The sequence below is a fragment of the Mycobacterium europaeum genome (assembly GCF_034555895.2).
GTDB lineage: Bacteria > Actinomycetota > Actinomycetes > Mycobacteriales > Mycobacteriaceae > Mycobacterium > Mycobacterium europaeum.
The window spans coordinates 4235775-4251979 of record NZ_CP157315.1 but is presented as its reverse complement, the minus strand read 5'-3'; the positions used below and the strand labels follow the sequence as shown (position 1 = coordinate 4251979).

14 protein-coding genes are annotated in these 16205 nt (G+C 70.0%); 6 read left to right on the top strand and 8 right to left on the bottom strand.

Annotation, left to right across the window (positions count from 1 at the left end):
• Nucleotides 1–10: 10 nt before the first annotated feature.
• From U8D42_RS19605 to U8D42_RS19590, 4 genes are all read right to left on the bottom strand, one after another.
• Complete coding sequence (locus U8D42_RS19605) at nt 11–559, bottom strand: hypothetical protein (protein ID WP_420845668.1); 549 nt, start codon at nt 557–559, stop codon at nt 11–13.
• 149 nt (nt 560–708) lie between these two features.
• Complete coding sequence (locus U8D42_RS19600) at nt 709–1194, bottom strand: (2Fe-2S)-binding protein (RefSeq protein ID WP_085240666.1); 486 nt, start codon at nt 1192–1194, stop codon at nt 709–711.
• Nucleotides 1187–2074 carry an FAD binding domain-containing protein gene (locus U8D42_RS19595; RefSeq protein WP_322858534.1) on the bottom strand — a complete coding sequence of 296 codons (888 nt, stop codon included), beginning with the start codon at nt 2072–2074 and terminating at the stop codon, nt 1187–1189. The genes U8D42_RS19600 and U8D42_RS19595 overlap by 8 nt, the downstream gene beginning before the upstream one ends.
• Nucleotides 2071–4419 carry a xanthine dehydrogenase family protein molybdopterin-binding subunit gene (locus U8D42_RS19590; protein ID WP_322858535.1) on the bottom strand — a complete coding sequence of 783 codons (2349 nt, stop codon included), beginning with the start codon at nt 4417–4419 and terminating at the stop codon, nt 2071–2073. The genes U8D42_RS19595 and U8D42_RS19590 overlap by 4 nt, the downstream gene beginning before the upstream one ends.
• A 51-nt stretch (nt 4420–4470) precedes the next feature.
• On the opposite strand from U8D42_RS19590, the gene U8D42_RS19585 reads away from it, so the two are divergent.
• Complete coding sequence (locus U8D42_RS19585) at nt 4471–5034, top strand: nucleotidyltransferase family protein (RefSeq protein WP_322858536.1); 564 nt, start codon at nt 4471–4473, stop codon at nt 5032–5034.
• An 11-nt stretch (nt 5035–5045) separates the two neighbouring features.
• Here the strand turns inward: U8D42_RS19585 and U8D42_RS19580 are convergent, their stop codons facing one another.
• Nucleotides 5046–6470, bottom strand: coding sequence for an amino acid permease (locus U8D42_RS19580; protein WP_322858537.1), 1425 nt, complete (start codon nt 6468–6470; stop codon nt 5046–5048).
• 369 nt (nt 6471–6839) lie between these two features.
• Here U8D42_RS19580 and dnaK point away from each other — a divergent pair, with 369 nt between their 5' ends.
• The 4 genes from dnaK to U8D42_RS19560 are packed head-to-tail and all read left to right on the top strand — an operon-like array spanning nt 6840 to nt 10952.
• Nucleotides 6840–8699: a molecular chaperone DnaK gene (gene dnaK, locus U8D42_RS19575; protein WP_085240662.1), complete on the top strand. Its 1860-nt coding sequence runs from the start codon at nt 6840–6842 to the stop codon at nt 8697–8699.
• Complete coding sequence (gene grpE, locus U8D42_RS19570) at nt 8696–9337, top strand: nucleotide exchange factor GrpE (RefSeq protein ID WP_322858538.1); 642 nt, start codon at nt 8696–8698, stop codon at nt 9335–9337. Before dnaK ends, grpE begins: the two co-directional genes overlap by 4 nt.
• Before the next feature lie 50 nt (nt 9338–9387).
• On the top strand, nt 9388–10566 hold the full coding sequence (gene dnaJ, locus U8D42_RS19565; RefSeq protein ID WP_068051208.1) for a molecular chaperone DnaJ: 1179 nt from the start codon (nt 9388–9390) through the stop codon (nt 10564–10566).
• A complete protein-coding gene (locus U8D42_RS19560; RefSeq protein ID WP_085240918.1) occupies nt 10566–10952 on the top strand; it encodes a heat shock protein transcriptional repressor HspR in 387 nt (128 codons plus the stop codon). Before dnaJ ends, U8D42_RS19560 begins: the two co-directional genes overlap by 1 nt.
• Here U8D42_RS19560 and U8D42_RS19555 read toward each other — a convergent pair whose 3' ends face one another.
• From U8D42_RS19555 to U8D42_RS19545, 3 genes are read right to left on the bottom strand one after another with little or no spacing between them, the layout of a single operon-like run.
• Complete coding sequence (locus tag U8D42_RS19555; protein WP_322858539.1) at nt 10953–11843, bottom strand: aldose 1-epimerase; 891 nt, start codon at nt 11841–11843, stop codon at nt 10953–10955. It abuts the gene before it with no gap.
• Nucleotides 11844–11854: 11 nt separating this feature from the next.
• Entirely contained in the window at nt 11855–13027 is a 1173-nt protein-coding gene (locus U8D42_RS19550; protein WP_322858540.1) for an FAD-binding oxidoreductase, read from the bottom strand.
• 42 nt (nt 13028–13069) lie between these two features.
• A complete protein-coding gene (locus U8D42_RS19545) occupies nt 13070–13516 on the bottom strand; it encodes a DUF3060 domain-containing protein (protein ID WP_322858541.1) in 447 nt (148 codons plus the stop codon).
• Nucleotides 13517–13642: 126 nt separating this feature from the next.
• On the opposite strand from U8D42_RS19545, the gene clpB reads away from it, so the two are divergent.
• Nucleotides 13643–16189, top strand: a complete 2547-nt coding sequence (gene clpB / locus U8D42_RS19540) for an ATP-dependent chaperone ClpB (RefSeq protein WP_322858542.1) — start codon at nt 13643–13645, stop codon at nt 16187–16189.
• The last annotated feature ends 16 nt before the right edge of the window (nt 16190–16205 follow it).

Sequence of the window (16205 nt, the reverse complement as noted above, 5' to 3'; positions counted from 1 at the left end):
ACTTTGGCCTTCAGAACGTGTTGACCTTGTCGAGGCTGACGAACATGCCGTGGCCGGTGCGGTCATTGGTGAACCGGGTGCCGTCGGCGGTGGCGACGATCGTCCAGCCCGCGGCGTTGTAGGTTTTGTAGTCGATCTGGACGGTCGGGATGGCGCCCAGGTTGCCCAGCACCCACTGCACCTTGCCGCCCGAGTCCACGCTCACGCCGTTGGCGTGTTCGCCGTCTTGCAGGGGTGAGTTGGTGAACGGCGCCTCGCAGCCCACGGTGTCCTTGTTGATCTGGCAGCGCGTGGTGCCCGACTTGGTCTCGATGAACACGTAACCGTTCTGGTCGGGCGGCAGCGGGATGGCGCCGGCCGGTGCGGTCGGGTTGGCCGGCGTGGTCGGCAGGCCGGGGGCGGGGCTGGCGGTGGGCGCCGACGGGACCGTGGTCGGCCTCGGTGTGGGGAACGTGGGTTCGACCGGGCCGGCGCCCGGCGCCGCGACCGGCCGGCCGGCGATGGTGGAGGAACAGGCGTCGATCAGTGCGGGACTGATCAACACCGGCGCGATCAGCAGGGATCCACCGGCAAGGCTCCACCGTGCCCTTTGCGAAAACCGCACGCGTCACTCCCGATGATCACCCGATACCGGGAAATCAGATTACGCGTGAAGCGGCGAAACCCCCGGCAACCGCGCGCCCACGATGCCGCGCCGATGGGGAAGCTTTATCGCCGCGTGACCGACTGGGTCTCGGCGGCCCGGCGGGCCGCGGCGACGATGCCCTGGTAACCGGTGCACCGGCAGAAGTTGCCCGACAGGCCCTCGCGAATCTCGTGCTCGCTGGGGTCGGGGTTGTCGCGCAGCAGCGCGGTCAGCGACATCACGAAACCCGGCGTGCAGAAGCCGCATTGCAGCCCGTGGCACTCGCGGAGCGCCGACTGCACGGGCGACAGGGTGCCGTCCGGTGCGGCGACGCCTTCGACCGTCGTCACCTCCGTCCCGTCGGCCTGCACCGCGAACATCAGGCACGAGCGCACGGCGTCGCCGTCGAGCAGCACGGTGCACGCCCCGCACGCCCCGTGCTCGCAGCCCAGGTGGGTGCCCGTCAGCCCGCACCTGTCCCGCAGGAAGTCCGCCAGCGTCATCCGCGGTTCCACGGCCGCCGTGACCGGAGTCCCGTTGACCGACAGTTCGATTGGGTGTTCACGCATCGCTTGCCCCCGTGGCTGCTTCGGCCGTCGCTCGGGTCCAGGCGCGCGTGGCCATCGCCGCGCCGACCTTCAACCGGTACGACGCCGAGCCCTGCAGGTCGTTCGGAACGTCGTCGAGCCCGCTCATCGCCGCCTCACCGATCTCCTCGGGCACCAGCTCACCGACCGGCCTGCCGACCGCCGCCACCTCGGCCGCCGTCGCACGCCGGACCGCGGACCCCATGCCCAGCAGGCCGATCGCGCAGCGCGAGACCCGATCCCGGTCGTCGAGCTGGACGGCGACCAGCGCACCCGCGATCGCGAAATCACCGTGCCGGCGCGAGAATTCCTCGACCGCGAACCCGGATCTGCCGTCCCACACCGGGAACCGCACCCCGGTCAGCACCTCGTCGGGATCCATGGTGGTCTCCCAGACCCCCGCGAAGAAGTCGGCGGCCGCGATCTCGCGGCACCCGCGCGGCGACTGCACCTCCATCACCGCATCCAGGGTCAGGGCCACGGCCGGGTATTCGCCGGCGGCGTCGGCGTGGGCGATAGACCCGCCGAGGGTGCCACGGTTGCGGATCTGGAAATGCCCGACGAACGGGGTCACCCTGGTCAACAACGGAACATCTTGGCGCACTTGTGCATCGGCGCCGACGGTGGTCTCGGTGGTGCCCGCGCCGATCCACAGCTCGTCGCCCCTGCGGTCGATGCCCTGCAGCTCGGGCAGCCGAGAGATGTCGATGAGGTGGTCGAAGTAGGCCAGCCGCATCGCCAGCATCGGCACCAGGCTCTGGCCGCCCGCCAGGATCTTCGCGTCGTCGCCCAGCTCGGCCAGCAGCCCCACGGCGTCGTCGATGTCGTCCGGACGGTGGTAGTCGAATGCCGCAGGCTTCACCGTTGCACCCCTTCCAGCAGGGCGGCGATCGACGCCGGGCTGGCCGGCAGCCGGGTGATCGTCACGCCCAGCGGTGCGAGCGCGTCGTTGATGGCGTTGATCACCGCGGGCGTCGAGCCGATGGCCCCGCCCTCGCCGGCGCCCTTGTAGCCGCCCGGCCCCGGCCCGGGGATCTCGACGTGCCCGAATTCGATCGGCGGCACCTCGGTGGCCGTGGGCAGCAGGTAGTCGACGAAAGTCGTTGCCAGCGGGTTGCCGTCGTCGTCGTAGACCATGTCCTCCATCAGGGCGCCGCCGATGCCCTGCACCGTGCCGCCGGCGATCTGGCCCTCGACCACCGACGGGTTGATCATGGGACCGACGTCCTCGCTGACGATGTAGCGCAGCAGCGTGACCTTGCCGGTCGCCACGTCCACCTCGCAGGTGCAGGCGTGCGTGGCGTTGGACCAGTGGATGGGGTTCGTCGAGTTGAACCGGGCGGTGGCCTCCAGGTTGGTCGACAGCCCCGGCGGCAGCTGCTGCGGCGAGTAGTACGCCACGTAGGCCAGCTCAGCGAACGACACCGACGTGCCCGGGTCGTCCCGCACGCTGGCGACCGAGAACGCCAGATCCACTTGCGCCTCGGGCACTTTGAGGTGGTGGGCGGCCAGCGCCACGATCTTCTCGCGCAGGATGGCCCCCGCCTCGTTGACCGCCCCGGCGGTCATCGGTGCGCTGCGGCTGCCCTGCGTCCCGGCGCCGTACGGGGTGATCGCGGTGTCGCCCTGGATGGTGGCGACGTCGTCGATGTCGGCGCCCAGCGCGTCGGCGGTCAGCTGCACGACGGTGGTCTCGATGCTGTTTCCGCTGGAGCCGCCGTTGACGTACACGTTGATCTTGCCGGTCGGCTCCATGCGGATGGTGGCGCCTTCGGTGGCCAGGTGGCCGGTCGCCGCGCCGGTGGGCTCGATGTAGGCCGAGAAACCCAGGCCCAGGTAGCGGCCTCGCGCCAGCGCCTCGGCCTGCTCCTTGCGAAACCCTTCGTGGTCAAGGATTTTCACCGCCTGCTCGAACGTGTCGATCGGGGCGACGTGGTCGTAGGGCATGCCGTTGGGGTTGACGTACGGCATCTCGTCGCGGCGCAACAGGTTGCGGCGGCGCAGCTCGACCGGGTCGACGTTCATCTTGCGGGCGGCGATGTCGAGCAGGATCTCGCGGGCCAGCGTCTCGTACTGCCAGGGGCCGCGGTAGGCGGCCAGGCCGCTGGTGTTGGAGAACACCGTCTTGTAGTTGAAGCTGGCCTTGGGCACCCGGTAGGGGCCGGGGAAGAACATGCCGATGGCGGCCGTGGTCAGCACCGGGTACGGCGTCGGGTAGGCGCCGATGTCCTGGACGAAGTCGATGTCGGCCGCCGCGATGTTGCCCTCGCCGTCGAACGCCATCCGCGCGGTGCCGTCGACGTGGCGGGCCTGCCCGGCCGACATCAGGTTCTCGCGCCGGTCCTCGATCCACTTCAGCGCCGCCGGCACCTTGCGGGCGGCCAGCATGATGCACATGTCCTCGCGCATCGGCACGACCTTCTGGCCGAAGCCGCCGCCGGTGTCGCGCATGATGACCCGAACCCGTTGCGCCGCAATGCCCAACAGCCGGGCGCAGAACGCGCGCAGCTCGTGCGGGGTCTGGGTGGACGCCCACATCGTGAGCTCCCCGGTGGCGGCGGTCCATTCGACGACCAGGCCGCGGGTCTCGATCGGCACCGGCGCGTAGATCTGTTGGTAGATGTGCTCTTTGACGACATGCGGCGCGTTGGCGAACAGCTCCTCGTCCGGCGGGGCCCCGCCCATGCCGCCCGCGACGTTGTTCGGGTAGGCGTCGTGCACGAGCACCTCGGAGTCCTGCGCGCGGGTGAAGTCGGTGACCGCGGGCAGCGGCTCGTAGTCGACGTCGACGAGTTCGAGCGCGTCCTCGGCGATGTAGCGGCTCTCGGCGACGATCAGCGCGACCGGGTCGCCGACGAACTTGGCCTCGCCCTCGGCCAGCGGCGGGCGCGGGGTGTCCGCGACGTCCTTGCCGGCGACGGCATGCCACGCCTCCTTCACCTCGGGGTTGAGGTCGGCGGCGGTGAACACCGCGCGCACGCCGGGCAGCGCCAGCGCGGCCGAGGCGTCGATGCCGTTGATCGCCGCGCGCGCGAACGGGCTGCGCACGAAGCAGGCGTGCAGCATCCCGGGCCGCGAAATGTCGTCGACGAAGCTGCCGCGGCCGGTCAGCAGCCGGGCGTCCTCCACCCGCTGGACGCGGGTGCCGGCGTAGCGGGGCGCCGGGGTGACCGGGCCGGCGGTGGTCGCCTGCACGTCCTGAGTCATCGACGCTCCATCGTTGTCGCTGTGCGAGAAGCTCAATGTCATCATAGGAGAGTGCCGTTATCGCAGTCCATCGGCCCCGCGCCGCGCATCCTCGGGGTCCTGCTGGCCGCGGGTGCCGGAAGCCGCTATGGCAAACCGAAGGTGCTGGTCGACGGTTGGCTCGAGGTCGCGGTGGACGCGCTGCAGGACGGCGGTTGTGCGGGCGTCGTCCTGGTGCTGGGCGCGGCGCAGGTCGCGGCCCCGGCCGGGGTCACGACGATCGTGGCGCCCGACTGGCGCGAGGGTTTGAGCGCCTCGGTGCGCGCCGGTCTGGGCCAGGCCGACCGCATGGGGGCGGACTACGCGGTCCTGCACGTCATCGACACCCCCGACGTCGGCGCCGCCGTGGTGGCACGCGTCGTCGACCGCGCGGTGGCGTCGGCCAGCGGCCTGGCGCGCGCCGTGTTCGGCGACCGGCCGGGGCATCCGGTGGTGATCGCGCGCCGGCACTGGCCCGAGGTCCTCTCGCGCATCTCCGGAGATGCCGGCGCCGGCGCATACCTGCGCACCCGGCGCGACGTCGAGAAGGTCGACTGCACGGATCTCGCCGGCGGCCAGGACATCGACGAGCCCTGAGCCGCCGGACCTCAGCCGGCCGCGCCGGCCTCCGCCGCGGCCCTGACCCGGTGGCGGACCAGGAACCAGCCGCCGAAGAGGGCGGGGATGCCGATCGCCAGCGCGCCGAGCATCCACGGGCCCTGCTCCCGGTCGAACATCATCAGGACGAGCACCCCGGCCAGGAAGGCCAGGGTCAGGTACCCGCTGTAGGGGGCCAGCGGCATCCGGAAGTGCGGCCGCCGCAGCGTCCCCGCGGTCGACAGCCGGTGCAGCCGCAGCTGGCAGGCCACGATGGTGGCCCAGGCCGCGATGACGCCGGTCGCGGCGATGTGCAGCACGATCTCGAAGGCCTGGCTGGGTTCCACCGCGTTGAGGACGATGCCCAACAGGCCGATGATCGCGGTCAGCAGGATCCCGCCGTACGGCACGCCGTTCTTCGACATCGGCGCGGTGAACTTCGGGCCGCTGCCGTTGATCGCCATCGACCGCAGGATCCGGCCCGTCGAATACAGCCCGGCGTTGAGGCTGGACAGCGCGGCGGTGAGCACCACCAGGTTCATCAGCGTGCCCGCCCCGCCGAAACCCGCCTTGGAGAAGAACGTGACGAACGGGCTGACGTGGGCCCGATAGGTGGTGTAGGGCAGCAGCAGGGCCAGCAACACCGTCGATCCGACGTAGAAGACCGCGATCCGGAACACCACCGAGTTGATCGCCCGCGGCATGATCTTCTCCGGTTCGGCCGTCTCGCCCGCGGCGATGCCGATCAGCTCGACGGCGGCGTAGGCGAACACCACCCCCGAGGTGACCAGGACCAGGGGAACCACGCCGGCCGGCAGCATCCCGGAATGGGCGTCCCACATCCTGACGCCGGTGTCCTGGCCGTCGATCTTGAAACGGCCGGCCAGAAAGACCGTCCCGACGATCAGGAACGTCACCAGCGCCGCCACCTTGATGAGCGCGGCCCAGAACTCCAGCTCCCCGAAGAGCCTGACCGAGATCAGGTTCATCGCCAGCACCACCACCAGCGCGATCAGCGCCAGCGTCCACTGCGGGACGACCTGGAACGCCTTCCAGTAGTGGCAGTAGTGCGCGATCGCGGTGGTGTCCACGATCCCCGTCATGGCCCAGTTGATGAAGTACATCCAGCCCGCCGCGAAGGCCACCTTCTCGCCGAAGAACTCGCGGGCGTAGGACACGAACGATCCCGACGACGGGCGGTGCAACACCAGTTCGCCCAGGGCGCGCAGGATCAGGAACACGAAGATGCCGCAGACGCCGTAGACCAGGAACAACCCCGGGCCGGCCGACGACAGGCGCCCGCCCGCGCCCAGGAAGAGGCCGGTCCCGATCGCCCCGCCCAGGGCGATCATCTGCACCTGACGGCGCTTGAGCGCCTTGTGATAGCCCGACTCTTCGCGGGTGAGCCGCGCGGCGGCGGTGTCTTGCAGTGGCATTGAGTCCTGCCGTGTCGGCTCCGGGAACGGCTCAGGCTAACCCACCGATGCGCCGAAGCGGTCGCTCGGTGGCCGCCGGCGCCGGCGGCTCCGTGTGCGCTGGCGGCGCTGAGTGTGCGCTCGAGGCGGGATTTCGCCGCGATTTCCGCCGTGTGTGCACGGCACACGCCCTCATTAAACACCGGTCATTCCGAATCGGTCCGCCCCCGGGAACAAGACGGCGGCGCGTGCCGTTAGCATGATCGACAAGTTGAGCGAACCAGACTCAATCCTGGGTTGACACCACCGTGCGGTCCGGGAGACTCTTGAGCGGGGTTCACTCAGCATAGTGGCACCAAAGAAGGCTCTACTCAATCAGGAGGAATCACTATGGCTCGTGCGGTCGGTATCGACCTCGGGACCACCAACTCCGTCGTCGCAGTTCTCGAGGGCGGTGACCCCGTCGTCGTCGCCAACTCCGAGGGCTCACGGACGACCCCGTCCATCGTCGCGTTCGCGCGCAACGGTGAGGTGCTCGTCGGCCAGCCCGCCAAGAACCAGGCGGTGACCAACGTCGACCGCACGATCCGTTCGGTCAAGCGGCACATGGGCACCGACTGGTCCATCGAGATCGACGACAAGAAGTACACCGCGCAGGAGATCAGCGCCCGCGTGCTGATGAAGCTGAAGCGCGACGCGGAGGCGTACCTGGGTGAGGACATCACCGACGCCGTCATCACCGTGCCGGCGTACTTCAACGACGCCCAGCGGCAGGCGACCAAGGAAGCCGGCCAGATCGCCGGCCTGAACGTGCTGCGCATCGTCAACGAGCCGACCGCGGCCGCGCTGGCCTACGGCCTGGACAAGGGCGAGAAGGAACAGACCATCCTGGTCTTCGACCTGGGCGGCGGCACCTTCGACGTCTCGCTGCTCGAGATCGGCGAGGGCGTGGTCGAGGTCCGCGCCACCAGCGGTGACAACCACCTCGGTGGGGACGACTGGGACGACCGGATCGTCAACTGGCTGGTCGACAAGTTCAAGGGCACCAGCGGCATCGACCTGACCAAGGACAAGATGGCGATGCAGCGGCTGCGTGAGGCCGCCGAGAAGGCCAAGATCGAGCTGTCGAGCTCGCAGAGCACCTCGATCAACCTGCCCTACATCACCGTCGACGCGGACAAGAACCCGCTGTTCCTCGACGAGCAGCTGACCCGCGCCGAATTCCAGCGCATCACCCAGGATCTGCTGGACCGCACGCGCCAGCCGTTCCAGTCGGTGATCAAGGACGCCGGCATCTCGGTCTCCGAGATCGACCACGTGGTGCTGGTGGGTGGTTCCACCCGCATGCCCGCGGTGTCGGACCTGGTCAAGGAGATGACCGGTGGCAAGGAGCCCAACAAGGGCGTCAACCCCGACGAGGTGGTGGCCGTGGGTGCCGCGCTGCAGGCCGGTGTCCTCAAGGGCGAGGTGAAAGACGTTCTGCTGCTTGACGTCACGCCGCTGAGCCTGGGCATCGAGACCAAGGGTGGCGTGATGACCAAGCTCATCGAGCGCAACACCACGATCCCCACCAAGCGGTCGGAGACCTTCACCACGGCCGACGACAACCAGCCGTCGGTGCAGATCCAGGTCTACCAGGGTGAGCGCGAAATCGCCTCGCACAACAAGCTGCTCGGCTCCTTCGAGCTGACCGGCATCCCGCCGGCCCCGCGCGGCGTGCCGCAGATCGAGGTCACCTTCGACATCGACGCCAACGGCATCGTGCACGTCACCGCCAAGGACAAGGGCACCGGCAAGGAGAACACGATCAAGATCCAGGAGGGCTCCGGCCTGTCCAAGGAGGAGATCGACCGGATGATCAAGGACGCCGAGGCGCACGCCGAGGAGGACCGGCAGCGTCGCGAGGAGGCCGACATCCGCAACCAGGCCGAGTCGCTGGTCTACCAGACGGAGAAGTTCGTCTCCGACCAGCGCGAGGCCGAGGGCGGGTCGAAGGTCCCCGAGGAGACGCTGTCCAAGGTCGACGGCGCGATCGCCGAGGCCAAGACCGCGCTGGGCGGCACCGACATCTCCGCGATCAAGGCGGCGATGGAGAAGCTGGGCCAGGAGTCCCAAGCTCTCGGTCAGGCGATCTACGAGGCCACTCAAGCGGCCGGTGGGGCCGGCGCTGACGCCGCCGGAGGCCCGTCCGGTTCCGCCGATGACGTCGTGGACGCGGAGGTGGTCGACGACGACCGGGAGTCCAAGTGACCCAGGGAAATCAAGAGGCCAACCCACAGGAGCAGGTGACCGTCACCGACAAGCGGCGGATCGACCCGCAGACCGGTGAAGTACGGCACGCCTCGCCCGGCGCAACGTCGGGCGAGGCGGCGCCGGCCGACGAGTTCGCCGGCGAAAGCCCCGAGGAGGCCGGCAAGGCCACCGAGTTGCTCGCCGACCTGCAACGGGTTCAGGCCGACTTCGCCAACTACCGCAAGCGCGCGCTGCGCGACCAGCAGGCCGCGGCCGACCGGGCCAAGGCCGCCGTGGTCACCCAATTGCTGGGCGTGCTCGACGATCTCGAGCGGGCGCGCAAACACGGCGACCTGGAGTCCGGCCCGCTGAAGTCGGTGGCCGACAAGCTCGACAGCGCCCTGACCGGGCTCGGTCTGACGGCGTTCGGCGAGGAGGGCGAGGACTTCGATCCGGTGTTGCACGAGGCCGTGCAGCACGAGGGCGACGGCGGCTCCAAGCCGGTGATCGGCACGGTCATGCGGCAGGGCTACAAGCTGGGCGACCAGGTCCTGCGGCACGCGTTGGTCGGCGTCGTGGACACGGTCGAGGACGAGGGTTCCGCGGCGGCCGAGGCGGCCGAATCGGACGATAAGCCCGGCGCGTCCGGTGAATAGACCACACAATCAGCACAACACAGCAGAAAGGTGGGAGGGGGTGACGCGACATGGCCCAGCGAGAATGGGTCGAAAAGGACTTCTATAAGGAGCTGGGCGTCTCCTCTGACGCCAGTCCCGAAGAGATCAAGCGCGCCTACCGCAAGCTGGCGCGCGACCTGCATCCGGACGCCAATCCCGACAACCCCGCCGCCGGCGAGCGATTCAAGGCCGTCTCCGAGGCGCACAACGTGTTGTCGGATCCGGCCAAGCGCAAGGAGTACGACGAGACCCGCCGCCTGTTCGCGGGCGGCGGCTTCGGCGGACGCCGGTTCGACGCGGGCGGTTTCGGCGGATTCGGCGCCGGCGGTGACGGCGCCGAGTTCAACCTCAACGATTTGTTCGACGCCGCCGGCCGAAGCGGCGGCGCGAACATCGGCGACCTGTTCGGCGGCCTGTTCGGGCGCGGCGCCGGCGCGCGTCCCAGCCGGCCGCGCCGGGGCAACGACCTGGAGACCGAGACGCAGCTGGACTTCGTCGAGGCTGCCAAGGGCGTGGCCATGCCGTTGCGGCTGACCAGCCCGGCGCCGTGCACCAACTGCCATGGCAGCGGGGCGCGGCCGGGCACCAGCCCGAAGGTGTGCCCCACGTGCAACGGTTCCGGCGTCATCAGCCGCAACCAGGGCGCGTTCGGGTTCTCCGAACCGTGCACCGACTGCCGGGGCAGCGGCTCGATCATCGAGCACCCCTGCGAGGAGTGCAAGGGCACCGGGGTCACCACCCGCACCCGCACCATCAACGTGCGGATTCCACCCGGGGTCGAGGATGGGCAGCGCATCCGGCTGCCCGGACAGGGCGAGGCCGGCCTGCGCGGCGCCCCGTCGGGCGACCTGTACGTCACCGTGCACGTGCGGCCGGACAAGGTCTTCGGCCGCGACGGCGACGATCTCACCGTGACGGTTCCGGTCAGCTTCACCGAATTGGCCTTGGGCTCAACGATTTCGGTGCCCACGCTGGACGGCAAGGTCGGCGTCCGGGTGCCCAAGGGCACCTCCGACGGCCGCATCCTGCGGGTGCGTGGGCGGGGCGTCCCCAAGCGCAGCGGCGGCAACGGGGACTTGCTGGTCACCGTCAAGGTCGCCGTGCCGCCGAACGTGGAGGGCGCCGCGGCCGAGGCGCTGGAGGCCTACGCGGCCGCGGAGCGGGCCAGCGGGTTCGATCCCCGGGCGGGATGGGCGGGCAATCGCTGATGGCCAAGAATTCACGGGAGGAATCCCGGACGTTCCTGATCTCGGTGGCCGCCGAGCTGGCCGGCATGCACGCCCAGACCCTGCGCACCTATGACCGCCTCGGTCTGGTCAGCCCGCGCCGCACTTCCGGTGGGGGACGGCGTTATTCGGAGCACGACGTCGACCTGCTGCGCGAGGTGCAGCGGCTGTCCCAGGACGAGGGCGTCAACCTGGCCGGCATCAAACGCATCATCGAGCTGACCAACCAGGTCGAGGCGTTGCAGGCCCGCGTGCAGGAGCTCACCGAGGAGTTGACGCAGGTGCGCGCCGGCCAGCGCCGCGATCTGGCGGTGGTGCCCAAGAGCACCGCCGTGGTGGTGTGGCAGCCGCGCAGACGGCGCGGCTGATCAGACCCTGATCGAAAACTGCGCGACCGCAGGCTCGCCCGGCCGCGCGCGATGGTAGCCACCGCGGCGCAGGGCGTCCGTCGGCGCGGTCATCGGCTCGAAGCAGACGATTTCTTCGGCCTTCGGCGCGAAGATCTGTGTCGCCGGATAGCCGCGTTCGAAGTGCACCTCCACGCGCCGGCCGCCGCCCGACACCGCGAACACCGCGCCGTCGGGCACCTGGTCATAGGCGTCGTCGAAGGCCTTGTCCCCCAAGGGCTCTGACAGCGCCGGCTGGGGTTCGGATTCGCCGGTGGGCAGCCCGAGGTGGTCGAGCTGCAGATGCCGCAGCGGCGGTGTCTCGATCACCCATTCGGCGCGCGGTACGTCGGGGAGCTGTAGGTAGGGGTGAAACCCGAAGCACAGCGGGACGGGCTGGGCACCGGTGGCGGTCACCGTGGCGCGCACCGTCAACGTCCGGGCGGCCAGCCGCACCGACACCGTCAGCACATGCGGGTACGGGAAGCTGGCCAGCAGTTGCGGGTCGGCGCCGAAATCGAGCTCGGCGATCAACTCGTCGGCCGCTTCGGTGGTTACCCGCCAGCCCGGGTGGCCGGCCAGCACCCCGTGGATCGGCAACCCGTTGGGGTCGGCGCGGACGCCGTTTTCGCCCGGTGTCAGCGTCGCCGTCACGCCTTCGGCGGTATAGGTGTTCGCGCCCAACCGGTTCGCCCAGGGATACAGGATCGGGATGCCCATCGTCTTGCCGGCCGTCACGTAGGCGTCCAGCCCGCGCCGTTGCCCCAGCAGCTCGATGCCGGCATCGCTCAGGGAGGTGCCGATCATGCCCGCCTCGGGCACGAACTGCGCGGCCACCGACGAGGCCGGGTCGCGCAGGGTGACGACGCGCATGCTTCCTCCACTCACCTCGACAGCGGGTCGTGCTGAATGCTCTCCGGCGGAGCACCTTTGGCGATCAGCGCGGCCTTGGTGGCCCGCACCATCGCCGGGCCGCCGCAGATCAGGATCTGCCGGTCGCCCCACCCACCGTATTTGGTCACCACGTCGGGCAGCCGCCCGGTCTGGCGCACGTGCAGGCCGCGGGGCGGCGTGACGTCGGGATAGTCGGCGGCCCACGCCGGGTCGGCGCTGTACTCCGAGACCGGCGAGACCGACAGCCACGGATTGTGGGAGGCCACCTGCCACAGGGTCGGCAGGTCGTAGAGCTCGCAGCGGTAGCGCGCACCGAAGAACAGGTGGACCCGTGGGTTCACCGCGAACCGGCACAGGTCCATGATCAGCGCCCGCAGCGGCGCCAGGCCGGTGCTGCCGGCGACCATCAGGACGTCGCCGCCGTCCCGGTCGACCCGCAGGCCGCCGTGCGGGCTGGACAGCCGCCACCGGTCGCCGGGCCGCGTTTCGCCGACGATGGCGGTGCTGACCAATCCGCCGGGGACCACGCGGACGTGGAACTCGATGCCGCCGCCCGGATCCGCCGGGATGGCGGGCGACAGGTAGCGCCAGCGGCGCGGGCATTGCGGGACCTGGACATTCACGTACTGACCCGGGTGGTAATCCATCGGCCGGTCGAGTTGCAGCCGGATCACCGCGATGTCGCGGGACACCCGCATGTGCTCGATCACCGTGCCGTCCCACCACGCCGGCCCCTCGTCGGCCTCCGCGGCACCCCTCATCACCCCGGTGATCAGGTTGAGCGACTGGCGGGCCGCGTCGTCGACGGCGTCGGTCCAGGCGTCGCCGAGCCGGGTCCGCAGCGTCGACAGCAACGCGCGGCGCAACGTGTCGTAATGCTCTGGCAGCACACCGTATTTGCGGTGGTCCCGGCCGAGCTGGGCGAGAAGCGCCACCGGCTCCTGGGCGCGCTGGGCGACGAGTTCGCCGTACACCCAGTGCATGGCGTGCGCGAAAGCGGCCCGCTGCCCGCCCATTTCGGGCGGGAAGAGGTCACGCACCGAGACGTCGAGGCCGAACCACTGGGTGTAGAACCGGCTCACGAGCTCGTTGCCGGGCCCCAAGTCGTCCTGCGCGAAGGCGTCGCGCAGTACCCGCAACGCATCGGTGTCCTCGAGCCCCACGGGGCCCGATTCTAGGCTGGTCGCGCGCCGCCGAGCCCGCTCTCAGCCCTGACCGACGGTGTTGGCCGTCCCGGTGCTGACGACGTTCGGTGAGCCCCAGTGATAGGTGACCGCGTTGCCGGTTCCCGAGGCGCTCACTGCGTCCGCGCTGTCGACCGCGACGCGGTTGCCGTGGCCGGAGACGCTCAGGCTGGTGCAGTGGCCGGTGACGGTGACGGTGTTGGTCTGGCCGCTGACCGACAGGTAGCCGCCGTGGCAGCCGATGGTCTTCGTCGTGCCGGTCCCGTTGACCTGCAAGGTGCCCGACTCCGGGACGGTCGTCGCCGACGGGCCGGCGCCGGCGAGGTCGGTGTGGAACGCGGCGACGGCCAGGCCCGCCAGTGCCAGCGCCCCGCCGGCGATGGCGAGCCTGAGGGCGGTGCGGGGCCGGCTCTGGCCGCCGGGTGGGTCTCGGTGCTGCTCGGTCTGCGTCATCTGCATCTGCGTCATCGCTTCGGGGGGTACCCCGTGCGCCGCGGTCTCCAAAACTCGTTAGAGTTGAGCGGAACACACTCAACCTTGACGGCGTTGCACAACGCGACAAGCATTTTCCCTACCTATGCGAACGGAGGCGTCGTGGACTCTTTCAACCCGACAACCAAGACCCAGGCGGCGCTGACCTCGGCGCTCCAGGCGGCCTCGGCCGCCGGTAACCCCGAGATCCGCCCCGCGCACCTGCTGATGGCCCTGTTGACGCAGGCCGACGGGATCGCGGGACCGCTGTTGGAGGCTGTCGGTGTCCAGCCCGCGACCATCCGCACCGAGGCCGAGCACCTGGTCGAACGGCTCCCGCAAACCAGCGGCGCCAGCTCGCAGCCGCAGCTGTCGCGCGAATCGCTGGCCGCCATCACCACCGCCCAGCAGCTGGCCACCGAGATGGACGACGAGTACGTCTCCACCGAACACGTGATGGTCGGCCTGGCCACCGGCGACTCCGACGTCGCCAAGCTGCTGACCGGCCACGGCGCCTCTCCGCAGGCCCTGCGCGACGCATTCGTCAAGGTGCGCGGCAGCGCCCGGGTCACCAGCCCCGAGCCGGAGGCCACCTACCAGGCGCTGGAGAAGTACTCCACCGACCTGACCGCCCGCGCCCGCGAAGGCAAGCTCGACCCGGTCATCGGCCGCGACAACGAGATCCGTCGCGTCGTGCAGGTGCTGAGCCGCCGCACCAAGAACAACCCGGTGCTGATCGGCGAGCCCGGTGTGGGTAAGACCGCGATCGTCGAGGGCCTGGCCCAGCGCATCGTCGCCGGCGACGTGCCCGAGAGCCTGCGCGACAAGACCGTCATCAGCCTGGACATGGGCTCGATGGTGGCCGGGGCCAAGTACCGCGGCGAGTTCGAGGAGCGGCTGAAGGCCGTCCTCGACGACATCAAGAACTCCGCCGGTCAGATCATCACGTTCATCGACGAGCTGCACACCATCGTCGGCGCCGGCGCGACCGGTGAGGGCGCGATGGACGCCGGCAACATGATCAAGCCGATGCTGGCCCGCGGCGAGCTGCGCCTGGTCGGCGCCACCACGCTCGACGAGTACCGCAAGTACATCGAGAAGGACGCCGCGCTGGAGCGGCGCTTCCAGCAGGTGCTGGTCGGCGAGCCGTCGGTGGAGGACACCGTCGGCATCCTGCGCGGCCTGAAGGACCGCTACGAGGTGCACCATGGCGTGCGCATCACCGACTCGGCGCTGGTCGCCGCGGCGACGCTGTCCGACCGCTACATCACCGCCCGCTTCCTGCCGGACAAGGCCATCGACCTGGTCGACGAGGCCGCCAGCCGGCTGAAGATGGAGATCGACTCCCGGCCGGTCGAGATCGACGAGGTCGAGCGCCTGGTCCGCCGCCTGGAGATCGAGGAGATGGCGCTGGCCAAGGAGGAGGACGAGGCGTCCAAGGAGCGGCTGGAGAAGCTGCGCTCCGAGCTGGCCGACCAGAAGGAGAAGCTGGCCGAGCTGACCACCCGCTGGCAGAACGAGAAGAGCGCGATCGACGTGGTCCGCGAGCTCAAGGAGCAGCTGGAGGCGCTGCGCGGGGAGTCCGAGCGCGCCGAGCGCGACGGCGACCTGGCCAAGGCCGCCGAGCTGCGCTACGGGCGCATCCCCGAGGTCGAGAAGAAGCTCGACGCCGCGCTGCCGCACGCCGAGGCGCGCGAGAACGTGATGCTCAAGGAGGAGGTCGGACCCGACGACATCGCCGACGTGGTGTCGGCGTGGACCGGCATCCCCGCCGGCCGCATGCTCGAGGGCGAGACCGCCAAGCTGCTGCGCATGGAGGACGAGCTCGGCAAGCGCGTCATCGGCCAGAAGAAGGCGGTGACGGCGGTGTCCGACGCGGTGCGCCGCAGCCGGGCCGGCGTCGCCGACCCGAACCGGCCGACCGGCTCGTTCATGTTCCTCGGGCCGACCGGTGTCGGTAAGACCGAGCTGGCCAAGGCGCTGGCGGAGTTCCTGTTCGACGACGAGCGCGCGATGGTGCGCATCGACATGAGCGAGTACGGCGAGAAGCACTCCGTCGCCCGCCTGGTCGGTGCGCCCCCGGGCTACATCGGCTACGACCAGGGCGGTCAGCTGACCGAGGCGGTGCGCCGCCGGCCGTACACGGTGATCCTGTTCGACGAGATCGAGAAGGCGCACCCGGACGTGTTCGACGTGCTGCTGCAGGTGCTCGACGAGGGCCGTTTGACGGATGGCCAGGGCCGCACGGTCGACTTCCGCAACACCATCCTGATCCTGACGTCCAACCTCGGGTCGGGCGGCAGCGAGGAGCAGGTGATGGCCGCGGTGCGCTCGGCGTTCAAGCCGGAGTTCATCAACCGGCTCGACGACGTGATCATCTTCCACGGCCTCGAGCCCGGCGAGCTGGTGTCGATCGTCGACATCCAGCTGGCCCAGCTGCAGAAGCGGCTGGCGCAGCGCCGCCTCACGCTGGAGGTGTCGCTGCCGGCCAAGCAGTGGCTCGCCCAGCGCGGGTTCGACCCGGTCTACGGCGCCCGGCCGTTGCGCAGGCTCGTGCAGCAGGCCATCGGCGACCAGCTGGCCAAGCAGCTGCTGTCCGGCGACGTGCACGACGGCGACACCGTCCCGGTGAACGTCAGCCCGGACGGCGACTCGCTGATCCTGGGCTGAGTTCTCCGTCTGCTCA

Bases quoted from the DNA above. Each gene is read 5' to 3' on its own strand.
- U8D42_RS19600 (WP_085240666.1), bottom strand. From the start codon at position 1,194: ATGCGTGAACACCCAATCGAACTGTCGGTCAACGGGACTCCGGTCACG.
- U8D42_RS19590 (WP_322858535.1), bottom strand. From the start codon at position 4,419: ATGACTCAGGACGTGCAGGCGACCACCGCCGGCCCGGTCACCCCGGCG.
- U8D42_RS19580 (WP_322858537.1), bottom strand. From the start codon at position 6,470: ATGCCACTGCAAGACACCGCCGCCGCGCGGCTCACCCGCGAAGAGTCG.
- dnaK (WP_085240662.1), top strand. From the start codon at position 6,840: ATGGCTCGTGCGGTCGGTATCGACCTCGGGACCACCAACTCCGTCGTC.
- dnaJ (WP_068051208.1), top strand. From the start codon at position 9,388: ATGGCCCAGCGAGAATGGGTCGAAAAGGACTTCTATAAGGAGCTGGGC.
- U8D42_RS19560 (WP_085240918.1), top strand. From the start codon at position 10,566: ATGGCCAAGAATTCACGGGAGGAATCCCGGACGTTCCTGATCTCGGTG.
- U8D42_RS19555 (WP_322858539.1), bottom strand. From the start codon at position 11,843: ATGCGCGTCGTCACCCTGCGCGACCCGGCCTCGTCGGTGGCCGCGCAG.
- U8D42_RS19545 (WP_322858541.1), bottom strand. From the start codon at position 13,516: ATGACGCAGATGCAGATGACGCAGACCGAGCAGCACCGAGACCCACCC.